The 18374-nt window shown below is 34.7% G+C and carries 12 protein-coding genes; 6 read left to right on the plus strand and 6 right to left on the minus strand.

Features of this window, described 5'->3' with window-relative positions; all coding sequences use genetic code 11:
- Position 1 precedes the first annotated feature (1 nt).
- Both BW939_RS14420 and BW939_RS14425 read right to left on the minus strand, forming a co-directional pair.
- Positions 2-916: a hypothetical protein gene (locus BW939_RS14420; RefSeq protein ID WP_076452719.1), complete on the minus strand. Its 915-nt coding sequence runs from the start codon at positions 914-916 to the stop codon at positions 2-4.
- Between the two features lie 126 nt (positions 917-1042).
- Positions 1043-4696 (minus strand): MMPL family transporter, encoded by a 3654-nt coding sequence (locus tag BW939_RS14425; RefSeq protein WP_076452720.1) that lies wholly within the window; start codon positions 4694-4696, stop codon positions 1043-1045.
- A gap of 147 nt (positions 4697-4843) precedes the next feature.
- On the opposite strand from BW939_RS14425, the gene BW939_RS14430 reads away from it, so the two are divergent.
- The 5 genes from BW939_RS14430 (at position 4844) to topA (ending at position 14663) form a co-directional block, all read left to right on the plus strand.
- A complete protein-coding gene (locus tag BW939_RS14430) occupies positions 4844-5845 on the plus strand; it encodes a hypothetical protein (RefSeq protein WP_076452721.1) in 1002 nt (333 codons plus the stop codon).
- Entirely contained in the window at positions 5846-6985 is a 1140-nt protein-coding gene (locus BW939_RS14435; protein WP_076452722.1) for an EpsG family protein, read from the plus strand.
- Between the two features lie 224 nt (positions 6986-7209).
- Positions 7210-10650: a T9SS type A sorting domain-containing protein gene (locus BW939_RS14440; protein ID WP_084566672.1), complete on the plus strand. Its 3441-nt coding sequence runs from the start codon at positions 7210-7212 to the stop codon at positions 10648-10650.
- A 249-nt stretch (positions 10651-10899) separates the two neighbouring features.
- A complete protein-coding gene (locus tag BW939_RS14445) occupies positions 10900-12045 on the plus strand; it encodes a hypothetical protein (protein ID WP_076452723.1) in 1146 nt (381 codons plus the stop codon).
- 44 nt (positions 12046-12089) lie between these two features.
- Positions 12090-14663, plus strand: coding sequence for a type I DNA topoisomerase (gene topA, locus BW939_RS14450; protein WP_076452724.1), 2574 nt, complete (start codon positions 12090-12092; stop codon positions 14661-14663).
- A gap of 143 nt (positions 14664-14806) precedes the next feature.
- Here the strand turns inward: topA and BW939_RS14455 are convergent, their stop codons facing one another.
- The 4 genes from BW939_RS14455 to BW939_RS14470 all read right to left on the minus strand — a co-directional run bounded on the left by BW939_RS14455 (position 14807) and on the right by BW939_RS14470 (position 16876).
- The gene (locus tag BW939_RS14455; RefSeq protein ID WP_159439280.1) at positions 14807-15142 is read right to left on the minus strand and encodes a hypothetical protein; all 336 of its coding nucleotides are present in this window, start codon (positions 15140-15142) and stop codon (positions 14807-14809) included.
- Between the two features lie 277 nt (positions 15143-15419).
- Entirely contained in the window at positions 15420-15971 is a 552-nt protein-coding gene (locus tag BW939_RS14460; RefSeq protein WP_076452726.1) for an REP-associated tyrosine transposase, read from the minus strand.
- A gap of 44 nt (positions 15972-16015) precedes the next feature.
- Positions 16016-16312 carry a hypothetical protein gene (locus tag BW939_RS14465; RefSeq protein ID WP_123891556.1) on the minus strand — a complete coding sequence of 99 codons (297 nt, stop codon included), beginning with the start codon at positions 16310-16312 and terminating at the stop codon, positions 16016-16018.
- 84 nt (positions 16313-16396) lie between these two features.
- The gene (locus BW939_RS14470; protein WP_076452728.1) at positions 16397-16876 is read right to left on the minus strand and encodes a hypothetical protein; all 480 of its coding nucleotides are present in this window, start codon (positions 16874-16876) and stop codon (positions 16397-16399) included.
- Between the two features lie 178 nt (positions 16877-17054).
- On the opposite strand from BW939_RS14470, the gene BW939_RS14475 reads away from it, so the two are divergent.
- Complete coding sequence (locus BW939_RS14475; protein ID WP_076452729.1) at positions 17055-18203, plus strand: alpha/beta hydrolase; 1149 nt, start codon at positions 17055-17057, stop codon at positions 18201-18203.
- The last annotated feature ends 171 nt before the right edge of the window (positions 18204-18374 follow it).

Consider the following 18374-nt stretch of genomic DNA (forward strand, 5'->3'; position numbering starts at 1 on the left):
TCTATTTTAAATTAATTCCTTGTAAATATTTTTTCTGTTTTTGTCTTTTTGTCCATAAAATTGGAGCAAGTAAGATATGAAAAATCAACACAATGGGCGAAATTATCCAGATTGCTGCCATCAAATATATTTTAAAGAACTTTATTAGCATTGGTCTTTTTTCTTTTTTCTTAATAATTAAATTAGACCAAATCGTGAAGATCTTGTTGCCCACTTTCTCTACTCTTACTAGAAAGGCTCTGATTTCTACGGCTCCTTTTTTTACTAATTCGGGCTGTAGATTGCCGAGATTATTATTCTTAAAATGGTTTTCAATAATCATCCCATATTTTCCGGCTCCATTAATTTCGTCGTTTGAAACTCCAGCAGCAGGTAAGATTCCAGATTTTTCTTTTTGTCCGGTTGTCATCCAGCGAAGAATTGTTAAGACGCTTGTGTAATTGTCTCTTCGGTCTACTAATGCAATATTTCCTACTAATTTTGCGTCTAGATTTTTCAAATAAACTTTCAGTTTTTCTTGTGAAAGCATCCACATATTTCGTGTTCCGGAGATGGTAACAACTGGCGTGCCTTTTAGAATATTTTCTGCAAAACCACTTTTCAAAAATGAAATAATCGGGATGGAGGGTGTGAGGTACCAAACCTGATATCCAAAAAGGATAAGGTCAAATTTTGTATTCTGTACTTCCTCTGGCGGCGGTAGTATTTCACTTGGAATCTGCAGATAAGATTCTGGAAATGTGTCAAAAAAAACATTACTCGGCCAAGGAAAAGGAAAGTCTTTTTTCAGCTGAATATTGTAGTAGATCACTTTATATTCGTCTTTTTTATCTTCAAATGGTTGTGCAATATTTTTTACAATATCTTCCAACTGACCAGTTTGAGTATAATATAAGACAAGTATGTTTTTTTGCATTAAAAATTTTTATAGATTACAAAAATATGATTTTCAGATGTAAATTTCTACTGTTTTTTTGGTCATAAGCAATTGCAATAGTTTCAATTACGATTACGTTCAGAATCATAAGCAATTTCCTAATTATTACTCGTGCCTAAATATTTTTATTGATTCCGAATTAAATGATTTTTTATATTTCTCATTTTCAAAAGGCAGATTTTCAAGATTCAATAAAATTATTGTCTCTGGAAAGTGTTTGATATCATTAAGATTAAAATTTTCATCAGAAATTAAAAGTACATCTATCTTTTTGTTGATTTGTGACTGATTATCAATGTAATTGATTTTTCTTTTCTGTGCCAGATAACTGTTTTTTGCCACCAACCTTTTCTCATAATCATTAATCAGGCTGAAGATTTTTCGTTCGGCTTGCTGAAGTGTGAGTAGCATGTCTTTCTGCCCGAAATCATTAGCGATGTGAAAAATAACAGCGTCCTTGGCAATGTGTTTATTCAATTCAAAATAAACCGATTTGTTTTTATTGAAATCTTCTTTTACAGGTTTTACTACCTCATTTTCTTTGTATAAAAAGCTCAGCAATAATTTCTTTTTAAAGTAATTTTCATCTTCCAATTCGTTTCTCAGCTTGGCAAATTCATCCCTGAAATAAGCATTTACTTTCTTCGTTCTTTCAGAATAATTTTTCCCAAAATTTAAATCTTCCTTGCGAATTCTATCGCCTACTTTTACTGTAATACTTCCGTCGTAGATAATGAAATCTCCTTTTGGCTGCACTTCAGAGTTTCCGTGAATGTAAATGGGAACGATGTCTAAAGAAAATTGTTCGGCAATATAAAAAGCACCTTTGTGAAAACGTTTCACTTCATTCGTATATGAGCGTTCGGATTCTGGGAAAACCACCAAAGAATAGCCTTGTTTTATCTTTTCTTTCAATTGATTCATCCCATTTTCAATGCCTTGAGACACTGGGTAAAATCCTAAAGCTCTTATGAGTTTTCCGAAAACAGGAGAATGATACACCCAATCATTGACGAGGTAAATAATTTTATGATTTACCATTCCTAAGACTAAAGTATCCAGAAAGGATGTGTGATTGGCTATAATCACAGCGGGTTTGCTAAAATCTTCGTTAGGATTTCTAATAAGTGTTTTCTTTACAAAAGGGTTGGTATACAAAACAGATGTAAGAAACTTTGCTAAAAGTAATTTGATGAAATCTAAAGTCTTTCCTCTAGATCTTCTTACAAAAACACTTCCTATGGCAGAAAATATCAATCCACCTAAACCATAATATATAAATGAAATAACTGAATTTAAAAATAACCTCAACGTAATGGGTGATAATCCTTTCTTGGCTCTGTTGGTAATTAAAAACCTAAACCAAAACGGATATAAAGTGGAAGTAATCACAATTACAGAGAACATTCCAATCAAAGCAACTAAAGCGAGTGAATGTAAAGCCGGATGTTTTGCAAAAATTAAAGACCCAATGGATAAAATGGTGGTGAAAACAGCCAGAATGATAGAAATTCGATAAGTAGGAAGTTCATTTTTGCCTGTCGTATGTTCTTTCTGCATGGCTTTCGTGAGGAAAATACTGAAATCATCGCCCACGCCAAAAACCAAAGTACAGACCACGGTACTGAAAATATTTAATTCTAGACCTAAGAAATAGAGAATTCCTGCTGTCACAACGCCCGTTAGTACAATTGGAAACATGGTCAGTAAAGACAATTCAAAATTTCGGAAGAAAACAATGATTGTTAAAATAATTGCCAAAAGAGAATAATTAATCAAGGTGTTAAAATCTCTTTTCAAAAGACCTAAGAAATTTTCATTCATCTGTTGACGGTCGATAGCCAAAGCTTCCTGATTTTTTTCAACGTCTTTGATGAAAGCGTCTCTTTTATTTTCATCTATTTTCACCACGTTAGAAACCGTGAAAAATCCGTTTTCTTTGCTCAGAAATTCAGAGATTTGTAATGCTTTTATTTTTTCGTAATCTTTTAGACTTAAATTAGGGTAGTTCTTATTTAAATTTTCATTGAACCTATCAAATGCCGATGCGTTAAAGCCAAATTCATTTCCTTTTTTTACCATTTCTGCGATGGTCTTATTTTTTTTATTCTGACTCCAAAACGAATTCCATTTTTCGATTTTTTTTTGCTGATCTTTTGCAGACAAAACAAGATGACCAATAGAATTATAACTTAAAATTTTACCTTCTTGTTTTTCTTTTTCCAAGAAATTGCTTAATCTGGAGTTTCTTTCAAGAGCTTCATTTTCAGAATTCCCGTAAGAAATGGTGTAAATAGATTTTGAAGTGATGTCTGACAGTTTTTCCAACTTAGCTTCGTTGGTTTTCAAATCTTTCGGAATGTAGTTTAAATCCCCAATATCTTCATTGAAACCAACATGTCTGAAGCCGAAAAGACAGGCAACAATCATCATGGAGCATACAATTATTAAAGGTTTATTATTTTCGTAGGGATAATTTCCAATTTTATCTATAAAATTGGTGCTTGTTTTTTCTAATTTTTCTTTCGGATGATACAATTGCGGAACAATAACTAAAGCAGTAATAGCAGAAAGGAAAACCGTAATCGCTGCAAAAAGGCCAAGATCTTTTAATGCTTCCGAACGAACGAAAACTAAGCATAAAAAAGAAACTGCGGTTGTGGCACTACTCAGAATTATGGGTTGTGTGATTTCTTTATAAAGTTCTTCAATATTATTGTTGTGTTTGTAGTGGGTGAGGATATGCAGAGCATAATCAATCGTAATACCAATGAGAATAGCACCTACACTGAGAGAAATTGCAGATATTTTGTCTTTAATGAAAAACAAAATCATAAGAGAGATGAAAACCGCAAAAACGGTCGGCAAAAAAACAATGAATGGTGTGAAGATATTTCGAAAATAATATATCAGCAAAATCAACAAAACCGTCATGGAAATAATGACCGTATTTTGAATGTCTTTTTTTATCTGTTGCGCATTTGCTACCGCAATTATTGGCGAACCAAAATAGCTGATTTCAGTTTTATCCTTGAAATTTTTGTTTATATCTTCCTTGATTTCATTTAAACTTTTTACAAAAACTTCATTGTTTTTGGTATCGTTGCTTTTGTTTTTCGGGTCGATAAAAAGGAGTAGGGTTTTGCCGTCTTTGGTAACGATGTAATTGTCTTCGAGCTTAAAATCTTTACTGATGTTTAAAGCATTTAATTTTTTGATTCCTAAAAAAGTGATTCCCAATGGATCTTTTTTGATGAATTCTTTTGTCACCAAACTCGTAGGAGAAACTAAAGAGGTGTAGTTGCTCTCAATCTGCTTTGCAATACTGTCTTTGTTGAGCTTTCTTTCAATTTCCGTATAATCATTTTCGTCTAAAAATAGAGGTAGGTTCTGATTGACAAAATCAAACGTTTCTGAAATTTCGTTATCATTTACTTTTCCTTGAATCGAACTGATGTATTTTTGAATAGGTTCAATTTTTTTTAAAAAAATATCTGCCGTTTCTGAAAGCTGAAAGTTTTCATCTTTAGATTTTTTCTCAATAATAACGATTATTTTATCTGAAAAATTAAGTTGTTTAAGAACTTTCGCCGTCAGATCAGACTTTTCGTTTTTAGGAATAATTTGATTGATGTCTTCTTCAAAATTAATTTTTGATGCAAAAAAACCACAAACAATAAGAATTCCCAAAGCCACGGCTAAGGAAAAAACTCGGTTTTTTGAGATTAGATAATATAATTGGATGAAAAAGCGATGCATAGCCTAGTTTAATCAAGTTGCAAATTTAATTTTTTAGGATTAAGGTCAAAACTTTATAGGCGAAGTTTTGCTGATAATCAGTAAAATATTCTACTTTTGCAAGACTTAAGTGATCTGCTTAGGTGAAAATATGACATTCTATTGGGTATGTTGCAAAACAATGATGAAAAAATAAGTTCGGTTCTTTTTACAGCAATTCTTCCTTTTTTGTTGTTTTTCATCGTGTATTACGGCTTTGAATCTTCGTATGTAAAGCTGAAAACCATGGAGAGGGCTCCAGATTTTATGTTTTCTTCGGTTTATGCTTATCGGGTAATTCCTAATTTCTTGACAGTTCAGGTCACCGATTTTCTTACTTATTTCGTAAACTCTTACTTACTTTCTATAAAGCCTTTCATTGTAAAGAACGGGAGCATCTTTTACCATAGTTTTTTTGTTATTAATGTTTTCTTTTTTATCGCTTCATCTTTGGTTTTGGATAAAATTTTAAGATTTAATCCTAATCTTTTTGCTTCAGATCCAAGGTTGAGAAAATTACTTCACTTTTTTGGAATTTTTCTAATGGTTGTAGTGCAGTACGTACCCACCAATTGTGATTCTATTGCGATTTTTTTCTTTCTTTCTGGAATGTTTTTTAGTTTGAGATTTGCAAAGTTTAAACAAAATAAAGATTTGCTTTATCTGTGTGGAGTTATTTTTATTTCCACGTTTGTAAGAGAAACAGCTTGTCTTAATATTGCTTTTTTTGGTGCTTTGTTTTTTGATTATCAAAGTTTTAGGATTAAAAATTTCGCTTTTTACAAAGAAATTTTATTGCTTGTTTTGGCGTTTATTATTCCTTACGTGATTTTGCGTTTGATGATTCCCCAACAGGCTTCTCTTGCAGAAGGATTTTATTTAGTTCAAAATTTTACCAGCCCGTTTAATTTTGTAGGATTGGTTTTTGGAATTTTGTTTTTGTACTTTATTTACGAACTTTGCGGAGTTGCGGAACGGAATATTTTGAGAAATTTTTTGATACTTTCTGTTCCTTACCTTGGAATGATTACTTTTGTGGGGCTGTTTTGGGAAACGAGACTTTTTCTTCCGCTTTTGCTCGGGGCTTTGGTTATTTCGTCTCAAAATGTAAATTATTTTCAGAAAACATAAATGAGTTTATTTCACCCTTATTACCTGATAGTTTTTATTGTGTTGCTGGTTTTCAGTGCACAAGAAGTCTTTGGCCGCAGAGTCGAGAAAAAATATCTTTGGTATTTGGCCCTATTTCTAATCTTAATAGCGGGTCTGCGGAAGTTTGTAGGTCCAGATTATGGAAGCTATGTTGGTATCTATGCTTTTTCGGATCAGATAGATTACATAAGTATTCTCTGTAAAGCTTTGTATTTGGAACCGCCCACGCCATTTGAGCTAGAGTGGCTTTTTATACTTATCAATAAGGTATTGCTCAATGTCTTCAATGCACCTTTCTATATGTTGACTTTGGTCATTGCTGCCATTACAATGTATTTTAAGATAGAATATGTAGAAGAAAATACCTTTTATCCCTTTACATTTATTCTTTTTATGTTTATCCCCGGTTTTTTTATTGGAGAAAGTGGGCAGATTAGGCAGTGTTTAGGTTCGTTTATAGTGTATTATTCAATCAAGTACATAAAATCAAGACAACTTTTTATGTATGTTTTATTTATCTTGATTGGGGCAGGAATTCACAACGTTTGCTATGTATTTCTGCCAATGTATTGGGTGGCGAGAATCCCGATTAATAAAGTGGTAATGTTGAGTGCAATTATTACTTCTATCTTTCTTTCTCCATTTGAAGTCTATCGTGTTTTCGGTAGTTTTTTAGAGGGTGTTGCTTCGGATAACATTCTTGTGGAGGGTTTCAATGGGTATGTGGATGAATCTGTAACTCGTCTCAACGGTGGTTTTGGTGTACCGGAAGGCTTAATGGCTATCCTTACATTTTTCATTTTCTTCTTTGATAATCAAATGAAGGAGAAATTCCCTTACTACGAATATCATAGAAATTATGCAGTAATTGGTATTTGTGCCTACTTTATATTCAGAAACAATCCTATTTTCTCTTCCCGTCTTGCGGGAGCTTTTATTGGCTTTTCTTACATTATAATTATCAATACAATGTATGTAGTAAATGATGCTACCAAAAGGTTGATTTACACATTTATTATCTCATTGTTTATTTTCAATTTTGTTGTTTTCTCAAGCTTCAAAAATATTGTTAACGGAAATTTCACCATAGACCGTTACAACAACTATCTCTTGCCTTAATTGCCATTTTTTTCCAAATCATTTCTTTTAATCATAAAGAAAAATTAATTTTCATTTTTAAAAATTGTGAATTTAAATACATATTTTTGCTTTCGTTGAATTATTACTATTTATATTAAAATTATGTTTTCGTATATTTATGTATAAACATGAATTGTAACATATTTTTTTTGTAACAAGTTGTGGTTTAATAACTAAAGACTAAACTTTGTATTGAATTTATTATGAAACAAAAATCTATTTTTCAGACCGGCATGTGTCTGGGTATTGTCTTTTTGAGCGTGGGCAATGCTAAGGCACAACAAACGTTAGCCAATGCTGATCCATCATCTCATGGAATTGTCAACGCAGCAAAAATCCCTGTTGATCCAAATATAAGTGCTTCACGAGTATATACTTACCCTTGGCTTTTTGCTCCAAATAGCTATATATTCGATCCTTCAACTTCCAATGACGGAATCTATATCCCAGTAAAAAAAGCATACGCAGTTTGGACTTTTTATAAGTATCTAAACAAGAACAATTTTAATTACGATGGTAAAATTTCTGCAGAACTTCTTTGGGAAGATAATCATGGTTTAATTAAAACCAGTGGAGGATACAGGCTTCGGATTAATGGTACCCAAGAAGAAGCAAAAATTGTTGTCCCAGTAAATAAAGCAAAAAAAGGTAATGCCGTAATTGCATTTAAAATAGATGGTAAAATAGCTTGGTCGTGGCACGTTTGGGTAACAGATAATCCTACAGACGGCTCTACTTACAGAAGTTTTGAGAATGTAAAGAGAGAAACTGCCAACGGCGATACAGAAATAATTCCTGCGGGCGATTGGAAATGGATGGATAGAAACTTGGGCGCTATTTCTTCATCTAATACTTCAGGAGAATGGAACAGAAGCGGTGGCCTATTATACCAATGGGGTAGAAAAGATCCTATTCCGCCATTGGTTTTAAGGGGAGATGATTTTTATGAAGTTTCCGGAAGTGTAGGAAGAGTGCGTCATAGAGGCGCTAAAAATTTCAACAATGCTGTTAATTTTGACAACCTTAGACTGTTTACTCCGCTTTCTTCTTCCAGTGTGGAAAATAATATCGGTTTGGCAATTAACAATCCTTTAAGTCCGATTTACGTTTATAAAGACGATCTTTCCGGACCAGCTTATTACAATAATAATACGAATTTGATGTACAACTGGTTTGGTGCATCTTCAGATATTGCTGCTCAAGATTTGCCTAAATTAAATCTTTGGTCAGATAATGCAGAAGGACTTGTGGATTCAAATTATAATACAGACGCCGCTGCACAGCCATACCGAAGAAAATCTCCATTTGATCCTTGTCCCAATGGATGGCGTTTGCCTTCTATGTTGGTTGCCAATTTGGCTTCATCAACTTACGTCGACGATGTGAGGATAGACTTTTCACCATTTGGTGTTCGTACAAGTCTTGGGAAAACAGCCTTCGAAAGTGCAGGAAATCATATAATAAAACCTTCAGATGTGGGAGTGCCTTCATTTATGACGGGATTTAAAATTTATCCAAATGTAGGTTTTGATATGACTTCTGTTGGAGGTTTCAATATGGGAAAATTCCCAGGAACAGGACAGTTGGCAATAAATTCACAACTGGGGCAGTACACAGACCAACATCAGGTAGGTTTATGGACTTCTACCATGACTAGACTTTCAGATTCTACACCTGCTGTTTCGGCAAGAGCACTATTTATGGTGCCAGATAAATATCAAGCTGATACTCCAAATCCCGCAGACAATACTGTAAAAGGTAGATATTGGTACATGCCGACATCAACTGCGAAAACCTCAGATGCCAATGCTTGCAGATGTATTCAAGATCCGGGATATATTGTTCACAACTACAATTATCCTACGGAGTTTTATGATGAACCAACAGATTATACTGATGGGCTGAAAAATCCAAATACTTATCAAATTGTAAAAAGTGCAACATCAACTTTGATGCAGATTCCGGTTTCGAAAGCGTTTTCTGTTCAAAGTCAATTGCTTAATAACAAAACAATTCTTAACTCCACAAATTTTAATAGTTTAAAAGCAAATGTGCTTTGGTCTACCAATACTTCACTTATAGGATCGGTTACTTTATCAAATCCGTCTCCGTCAAGTTTTGCAGATCTTTCTAATACTAATATTCAGGTCAATATAAATCCTAACCAAAGTGGAAACGCTGTAATTACACTTCATAACGGAAGTGTTTCAAACCCAGTTTATTGGTCATGGCATATTTGGGTAACAGACACAGCAATTTCTTCTTTCACCTATGCTACAGAAACCCCGAATTCTAATGCGCCGAATTATGTAAACTATGTACAAAAAGGGGATGTGTTAAAAACCGAATTTATGGACAGGAATCTTGGTGCAACAGATGCTTTTCCGATAGTGGCAAACCCGTTGTCGCCCAATGCTGCAGAGCTTTCTCAGATTAGAGCTTCTACGGGAATGCAGTATCAATGGGGAAGAAAAGATCCAATCCCTCCGTTTCAGCATACGGATAATAGAGCTTCTTACAGTATTTATTTAGGAAATGTATTGGCAAATGGAGCGGTTGCTTACACGGCTCTTAGTTATGCTAATTACAATAACCTTTCAGGTAATTATATTGTTCCTTACAACACCTATTCAAATGCAAGTAATGCCAATATAGTTACTCAGGACACTGTTCCTGAAAAATTGGCTAAAATTTTATCTTATTCTGTAAAAAATCCTTTGGTATACATGATACCGAGTGCTTTTGCACCGTATAATTCTGCGGTTCCGAACTATACCAACGGAACAGATTGGATCTCTAATGAACCCAATTTAGCTGCAGACCGATGGGGAAGAGGTGGTGAAAAATCTGTTTATGATCCTTGTCCAGATGGTTGGAGGATTCCCGATCTTACAAGTACAGCAATCATTTCAAACAGAGATTTCGGAATTTCACCTTGGTATAAAAAAGATAAAAAAGTAGCTACAAGTTACGGTGTAATCACAGATTATTTAGGAACAAGGGTAAGAAACAGTACAACTACTACAATCGGGTATATTTACAATAATCCGGCGTACAATGTAGGTAATTTTCCGAATTCAGGATCAAGGGGATTTAGAAGTGTAACGGCTAATCAAACCGCGGACGGCACTTATAATGTCAATAACTACCAATATCCAGGAGTTTGGACGGCTGCATTGAATTCAAACTACATAGGAAGATCAATCAATATTCTTTTTGATGCCGCTTCAACGGCCAATAGAATGATCGCATTCCATGATAACAATGATCCTTATTTTGGTATGAACTGCCGTTGCGTGAAAGTTAATTCTAATGCTGTGGGCAATCAAGCAGGGCCTATTCCTGCAATTCCAGTTACTCAAGCAGGGGCATTTATGGCAAATAATGTGTTTACTGAAAAACAAATTCAAGAAAAAGAAATTAAAAATCAAATCTCATTATTCCCAAATCCTGTACAAGATATTCTTTACATCAAAGCGGATGTGAGAAAAGATTATTACTTTCAGATATACAATGCCTCGGGGCAAATGGTTAGAAAAGGAAAGTTTCAAAATAACCAAATCAATATTTCAGATCTTGCTCAGGGTTTTTATTTAGTAAGAATCAACGATGCAGAAGTAGTTGTGAAAATTATGAAGAAGTAATTTTTTTAAATTAAATTTTATTCCCAGCCCTAAAGTTGAAAAATTTCCTTAAAATTCAGCAAAAATACATCCTTTAGGGTTGGGGAATAATTTTAATCATTTTTTACATATGCTCAAAAATTAAATAAGCATAAAACAGAGCCGAAATTATTTTTTGAATACGCTTTAATTCCTATTTTTGACAATCAAATTTATGAACAAGATAATTCAGGATAATTTCGGTTCTTTTATATTGGAAAAACTACACACTTGAAAAAACTTGCAGAATTTTTTACCGTAAGATTGCTGATCAATGTATTGATACTTGCAACCGCAGTTTTTGCGCTGATTTTTACTTTTATTCACAATCAGAAATCTGATGGATATATTCTCGGGGATTGGCTCATCAATTATCAGGATGGGGGATTTAAAAGAAGAGGGCTTTCCGGATCATTTTTCTTTCTTATTCAGGATTTTACAGGGCTAAAACTGAATTTGGCAGTCTACTTTTTCCAGGTCATCATTATATGTGGTTTTTTTTACACTTATTTTACACTCATTCAAAGAAAAAAACCTGACCTTTTTTATCTCTCGCTTCTGCTTTCATCTATCGGTTTTGTAGGTGTTTTTAATTGTGTGGATTATGTAGGTAAAAAAGAATTTGTAGCTTTTCTCTTATTTGCAGTTTTTATTAATCTTTTAGAAAAAGATAAACTTAGTTGTTTTAAAGAGTATTTGATTTGTTTAGGGTTGGTTATTTCGATGCTTTTCCATGAAATAACACTTTTTTTTGTACCCTATTTTTTAATTGGATTGTATTTAAAAAGTGCAAAATTTGAACCCCAAAAATATATCAAATATATTTTGGCTACATTTATTCCTGCAGGCTTACTATTTTTCTTTGGCAAAGAAATCAACGAAGGACATTCTCTGGAAATTCTGAAAGACCGTGGTGTAGTTTTAACTAAAGGAATATTTTTCTGGAATTTTGACGAAAAAAAATATATTATCGATCATTTTAATGAGTATAGGTTATACTTTTTAAGCTTTATTATTAGCGTTGCTCATGTCGGCTTTTATTTAAAATTTCAAAAAGCACAAAAGTTTCTGTCTATTTTATTAATTCTAGCTTTTCTATTCTCATTACCGCTTTTTTATCTCGCAATCGATTGGGGAAGATGGCTTTATATTCACATGATTTTCATCATTGTTCTTCTTACATTAAATCTCCCAAAACGCAATTCTGATGAGGTTTCTAGAGGTTTTAGGTTAAATGTGAAAAACGGAATTGTACTTTCGTTTATTCTTTTTTCTTTAATGTACAGAGTGGAGATGTCAGGGAAAGGTTTTACATGGCAAGGTTTGTTGTACAGAGTGTTTATTTCGCCAATAGAATTGTTAAATAAAATGCTGTAAATATGCTTTAATAAAAAAAGGCTTACTTTTGCAAAAATTTCAGGATGTCGAAAAATTTAGTAATCGTCGAGTCTCCGGCTAAAGCAAAAACTATTCAAAAATATTTAGGTAGCGATTTTGAGGTAAAATCAAGCTTCGGACACATCCGAGATTTGCCTAAAAAAGGGATGGGAATAGACTTGGCCACATTTAGTCCGGATTACGAAGTTTCCGCCGACAAAAAGAAATTGGTTACAGAGCTAAAGTCTGCTGTAAAAAAGGCCGAAATGGTATGGCTCGCTTCCGATGAGGATCGTGAGGGAGAAGCTATTGCGTGGCACTTGGCAGACGAACTAAAACTGAAGCCTGAAAATAGAAAGAGAATTGTTTTCCACGAGATTACAAAAAATGCTATTCTTAAAGCCATAGAAAACCCTAGAGATATTGATCAAAACTTGGTGAATGCCCAGCAGGCAAGAAGGGTGCTGGATAGAATCGTAGGTTTCGAAATGTCTCCCGTTCTTTGGAAAAAAGTAAAACCAGGATTGTCTGCCGGTAGAGTACAATCGGTAGCCGTGCGTTTGGTAGTGGAAAGAGAAAAAGAAATCCGGGCATTTCTACCAAAAGCAAGTTTCAAACTGGATGGTGTTTTCTTGAATAAAACCTCGCAGGAAATCGCCGCAAAATTGAAAAAAGATTTCGACAAAGAAGAAGACGCAGAAAAGTTTTTAGAATTGGCAAAAACTGTTGATTTTAAAGTTTTAAATGTAGAAACAAAACCCGGAAGCCGTTCTGCATCTGCCCCTTTTACCACTTCTACACTTCAGCAGGAAGCTTCTTCAAGATTGGGGTATAACGTTACCAATACCATGCGCCTTGCACAGAGATTGTATGAAGAAGGTCACATTACTTACATGAGAACAGACTCGGTAAACCTCTCTCAAGAAGCTATTGAAGGTGCAAAAAATCAGATTTTATCAGAATATGGTAAAGAATATTCTTCGCCAAAAAAATATACCACCAAATCATCTTCTGCACAAGAAGCCCACGAAGCCATCCGGCCTACAGATTTTTCTGTAAAATCTATTGGTGACGTACAGTTGAACAAATTGTATCAGTTAATTTACAGAAGAACACTCGCTTCTCAAATGGCGAATGCCAAAATTGAGAAAACTGTGATTGAAATTGGTAATGCAAAACTTCCCCTGCACTTTGAAGCGCAAGGAGAAGTTATCATCTTCGATGGTTTCCTAAGAGCTTACGGAATTGTAAAAACAGATGAAGACGATGAAGAAAACAACGAAAAACTATTGCCAAAAGTTACCGTAGGTGAAGTTTTAGACTATAAAAAAATTACCGCAACAGAAAAATTCACAAGACCAAGCGCAAGATATACTGAAGCCGGTTTGGTAAGAAAACTAGAAGAGTTGGGAATTGGTCGTCCGTCTACCTATGCACCTACCATCCAAACGATTCAAAACCGTGAGTATGTTGACAAAAGAGAAATAGAGCCTCATACGCGTGAGATTGTGAAAATGTCTCTTGTAAAAGATAAAATCAAAAAAGAAGTTCTCGACGAAAAATTCGGGGGCGACAAAAATAAATTCGTTCCTACAGACATCGGCGAAGTGGTGAATGACTTCCTTACCGATAATTTCAGCGAAATTCTAGACTTCGGATTTACAGCTAGAGTAGAAGAAAGTTTTGACGAAATTGCCAATGGTGGGCAGAAGTGGAAAGAAATGATGACCGATTTCTACTCAAAATTCCATCCGAGAATTGAAGATGTAGAAGAAAATGCAGACCGTGCCAACGGTGAACGTCTTTTGGGTGTAGATCCAAAAACAGGAAAAAATGTTACCACCAGAATCGGAAGATTCGGTCCTATGATTCAGATTGGCGAGCAGGATGATGAGGAAAAACCAGTTTTCGCATCACTTTTATCCGGACAAAACATCGCTACCATCACTCTGGAAGATGCTTTGGAATTGTTCAAATTACCATTTGATCTCAATGAAGTAGACGGTTTGCCGGTTGCTATTGGTGTCGGAAGATTTGGTCCTTATGTGAAGTGGGGAGAAACGTACATCAGCATTCCGAAAGGGGAAGATCCACTTTCTATAGAGCAAACGCGTGCTGAAGAAATTATTGCAGAAAAGAAATTAGCCGATGCTCCAATTGCGTCTTACAAAGGTGAGCCTATTACAAAAGGAAGCGGAAGATTTGGTCCGTTCATCAAATACCAAAGTATTTTCATCAACGTTCCGAAACGTTATAACTTCGAAAATCTTTCTCAAAGCGACATCAACGAATTGGTAGAGGCTAAACTAGAAAAAGAAGCCAACCGCTACATCCAGCATTGGGAAGCAGAAAAGATCTCCATTGAAAATGCGAGATGGGGCCCCATCGTAAAACACGGAAAAAACATCCACAAAATACCAAAGAAAAAAGACGATAGCAAATACGAAGCAGACGACCTGAAAGAGGTTTCTATCGATGAGGTTAAAAAATGGATCACAGCACAAGATCCAAAAGCTTTTGCAGAAAAGAAAAAACCTGCAGCGAAGAAAGCTCCTGCGAAAAAGGCAACAACTGCTGCTAAGAAGCCGGCAGCGAAAAAACCTGCAACAAAGAAATAGTATTCTCTTTTATAGAATAGTAAAGCACAGATTTTTGATCTGTGCTTTTTTGTTACTTGCTTGTGTCTTTTATGCAATGGGTACGACCGGGACGCTCTCACCAGCGTTGGGATAATCTTTTTTTTAATTTAATATAGAGCAAATCAACAGGTCATCTCACCAAAATAATCAATAGAATTGGTACAATTATCTTTTTTTCTTCTAACCTTTACCGTTCCGTAATATTTATTTAAGTTTGATCCACGGATGTTTTGTTGAAAATGAGTAATGATTTCTACTTCATAATCGTTGTTAGTTATTTTTGCCATAATCAAATCCCTATTTATTCTTGCAATGTCTTTTTCGTCATTTGAATTAAACATCTGAAATGTTCCATCAATTTTCATTATGAAAATTGATCTGCCGATCACATGTTGAATTGTTGTTCCTTGCATCAGGATAATTTCATTCTTGCTGTCTTCTTTTTTAGAAAAGGTCATAATACACCCTTTATCGAATTTATTTGAAACATGAGAATCTTTAAAAGAATTAATCTTAAGAAGTGTATTATCTGATTTCACATGTAGTTGCTTTTCATGTTTCTCTTTTTCACAAGATAAGACTGCTATGAAAATGATAGTTCTGATTATTAACATCAATCTTTTCATGAAATCAATTTTTTTAAGTAAGAAATAGTATTATAGATTATGATCTCGATGTTGTAGATTTATCCCCCTCGCTGGCGCGAGCGTCCCGCTCGTGTCCGCACTAATTACATCAAGTATTAATATCAATTTTTAAAACATCTTCAAAATCATCGCAGTAATTTCGTGCACTGCTGTATTTCCATTCCCATGGTTCTATTACAAAACCACTTTCTACAGGATTTTGATGGATGTAGTTTAATTTTTGTTCAAACACTTTTAAAGACCAAATCTCAATTGGCTGATTGTTCTGTTGCCACAACTGATGATTTTTAATGTTTGAATTTCTTTCTCCAGCCTTTTTAAGCATCCATAATATCCATTCTTTTCTACTCTCTAGGTTATTTTCCTTAATTGCTTCAATCAATTTTTTGGAAGTAAAGCCTTTAAAATCTCTAATGAGATCAGACGGCTTACCATCTGCCGAACGGAACAATAAGTGTATGTGACTTGGCATAATACAATATCCAAAAATAATCAATCCTTTGTTTTTACGACAGTAATCTAAAGAATTAATTACAATGTCAAAATACTCCATTCTGGTAAATAAATCGATCCAGAATACAGTGGCGAAACTTATAAAGTAAGCTCCTTCTTTTTCGTGAAATTTATATTTTCTGCTCATAGTTTTTAGTTGTGTTGAATTGATGATGTGTTTGTAGGAAAAGGTTATGGTTGGTTTATGTGTACGAGCGAGACGCTCGCGCCAGCGGAAATCTTATATTCTGGTGTTGCTTGAATCTGCTTTTTATTGCTGGTGCGAGCGTACCTCTCGTACCCATTATCAAGTAACTTTAAAAATTTCGCTACAATATTTATAATCGAGACTTCACTAGTGAAAAATGCATCTTTAATATTGGAATTTGAGTCTTGTGCATTCAAAAACCAGTTCTCCACACTCAAAAACCAGTCTTCAACAATGGAAATCAAATCTTTCACACTCACAAACGAGTCCTGTATACTCAAATTTGAATCTTTTACACTCAAAAACGACTCTTTTGCACTCGCCGTTGAGTAAAAAAGAGTCGTTTAGATAATGAAAGGAGATGTTTACTTTTCAGCAGAATTTTTCTTCGAACCTTTTAGGGAAAATCTTTGGCTGAGGTCTTCGTAAATAGGTTTTGCGGTTGCAACGCCTTTGTTGGAAGCTTCCTTTACAGCGCCATAATAGAGAAGAGCAGCAAGTAAAGCCTCGTTACCTGCAATAGTAATGGTATCGCTGAGATCCGATGCAAACTGTGTAGCGAGATTACGTATAGGCGAAAGACTGCTCACTACCGCCTCGTCTTTCAGAAATTCCGCCTGATCCATATAGGCAGGTGCAAATTCGGGGTTGGTGCCCGTGTAATCTTTTACCTTTTGAACGGTCGCCACGGTTTTGTCGCCCAACTTGAAAATAGATTCTTTCTCGCCTTTAGCCAAAGCCTGTAAATAAGGTGCAAGTAAACTCTTGCAGTCTTGTAATTTTTGATTAACCTCGGCAATAACAGTAGCCGGAATTTCTACGCTGATCTGATTTTTTGTACTCATTGTGTGTTGATTTATTGTTTGTTGAAAATCAAATTTAGCAAATTTTATTATTCAAAACACTTGTGTTTGATGTAAAATTTTAATTCAAATTATGATTTTTACATTTCGGTTCAATCATTTACAAATCAACATAAAACTGTTACTCAACTTAAATCGTATGTTATTTTAAACCATAACTATGATTCGTTTCGTCCTGATTATCCTGCTCTTTATACTATCTCTTGTTAATTTTTTTCCTGTACCAAGCCAGAGTACATGGTATGTTGGTATAGCCGTTCCCGAATTTTGCTGGGTTTTTATGCTCTTTTCGCTGGCTTTGCTGGTTTGGAGTTGGTATTCAAAAAGATTCAGAAAAGTATCGCTTATTTTAGGCGGAATTACTTTTGTGATCCTCACTTCACCCATTGTGCGGGCTTATAATGTTGGCAGTCACTTAAATGAAGATCTTGAAAAATCATTCGGAGTAAAAGATGCAGACATGAAAGGTTTTCATCAGAAGAAACCTTACAGTTTTTTACAGATGTTTACGGGAAATGGGGCGAAAGATATTCCTTTTAAAACCTATCATTATGCCAAAACAGATGGAGTTGATTTAACATTAAACTTTACACCTTCAGTCATTCCCGGAGTTCGGCCATGCTTAATTGTTGTGCATGGAGGTTCATGGAAACGTGGCGATAACAGTGAGATTGCTGCAGCCAATAATTATTTTGCGAATGCAGGTTATCAGGTTGCAACGATTAATTACAGATTGGCCCCGAAATTCCCTAGTCCGGCTCAGCAGGAAGATTTGCATTCTGCTTTTAAATGGATTCGTCAGCACGCTGAAGAGCTGAAAATTGACACAACCAATATTGTTCTGATGGGAAGATCTGCAGGTGCATCCATTGTTTTAACGATGGCTTACACCGGGAAAGAAAATGGTGTAAAAGGTGTTGCAGCATTTTATGGCGCGATAGACATGCCTTGGAGCTATAAAAATCCCGATAATCCTTTAATCATGGATTCCAGAGAGGTACAGAGAGATTTCTTAGGGGGTACGCCCGAAGAAGTCCCCGATAGATATGTTTCAGAATCACCGATATTTCATGTTAATTCTGAAACTACACCAACCTTACTCGCTCACGGTTGTCTTGATGCCCACGTATGGCATATCCAAAGTGAAATGCTGAAGAAAGAACTAGATAAACATCATGTGAAGAATTATTTACTTACCATTCCGTGGGGAACGCATGGTTTTGAGTATAATCTGAATGGTCCTGCCGGACAGTTATCTATGTATTCTGTAGAGCGGTTTTTCTATTCTGTGACGCAGATGGGGAGATAGATATTTAAGGTTTAAACGAACTACATTTAATTTTGATATTCAGACCTTGTTTCAATTTTATTTTTGAACAATTTTTACGCAGACTTTAGCGGCTGGTAAAAATATTTAGAATTTGTTGAGCACAGGTTTGGCTTCGTCCATTATTGAGTGAAACGTTTCTACGATTAGAGA

It is taken from the genome of Chryseobacterium piscicola (assembly GCF_900156685.1).
Classification (GTDB): Bacteria; Bacteroidota; Bacteroidia; order Flavobacteriales; family Weeksellaceae; genus Chryseobacterium; species Chryseobacterium piscicola.

Bases quoted from the DNA above. Each gene is read 5' to 3' on its own strand.
- BW939_RS14420 (WP_076452719.1), bottom strand. From the start codon at position 916: ATGCAAAAAAACATACTTGTCTTATATTATACTCAAACTGGTCAGTTG.
- BW939_RS14425 (WP_076452720.1), bottom strand. From the start codon at position 4,696: ATGCATCGCTTTTTCATCCAATTATATTATCTAATCTCAAAAAACCGA.
- BW939_RS14430 (WP_076452721.1), top strand. From the start codon at position 4,844: ATGTTGCAAAACAATGATGAAAAAATAAGTTCGGTTCTTTTTACAGCA.
- BW939_RS14435 (WP_076452722.1), top strand. From the start codon at position 5,846: ATGAGTTTATTTCACCCTTATTACCTGATAGTTTTTATTGTGTTGCTG.
- BW939_RS14440 (WP_084566672.1), top strand. From the start codon at position 7,210: ATGAAACAAAAATCTATTTTTCAGACCGGCATGTGTCTGGGTATTGTC.
- topA (WP_076452724.1), top strand. From the start codon at position 12,090: ATGTCGAAAAATTTAGTAATCGTCGAGTCTCCGGCTAAAGCAAAAACT.
- BW939_RS14455 (WP_159439280.1), bottom strand. From the start codon at position 15,142: ATGACCTTTTCTAAAAAAGAAGACAGCAAGAATGAAATTATCCTGATG.
- BW939_RS14460 (WP_076452726.1), bottom strand. From the start codon at position 15,971: ATGAGCAGAAAATATAAATTTCACGAAAAAGAAGGAGCTTACTTTATA.
- BW939_RS14470 (WP_076452728.1), bottom strand. From the start codon at position 16,876: ATGAGTACAAAAAATCAGATCAGCGTAGAAATTCCGGCTACTGTTATT.
- BW939_RS14475 (WP_076452729.1), top strand. From the start codon at position 17,055: ATGATTCGTTTCGTCCTGATTATCCTGCTCTTTATACTATCTCTTGTT.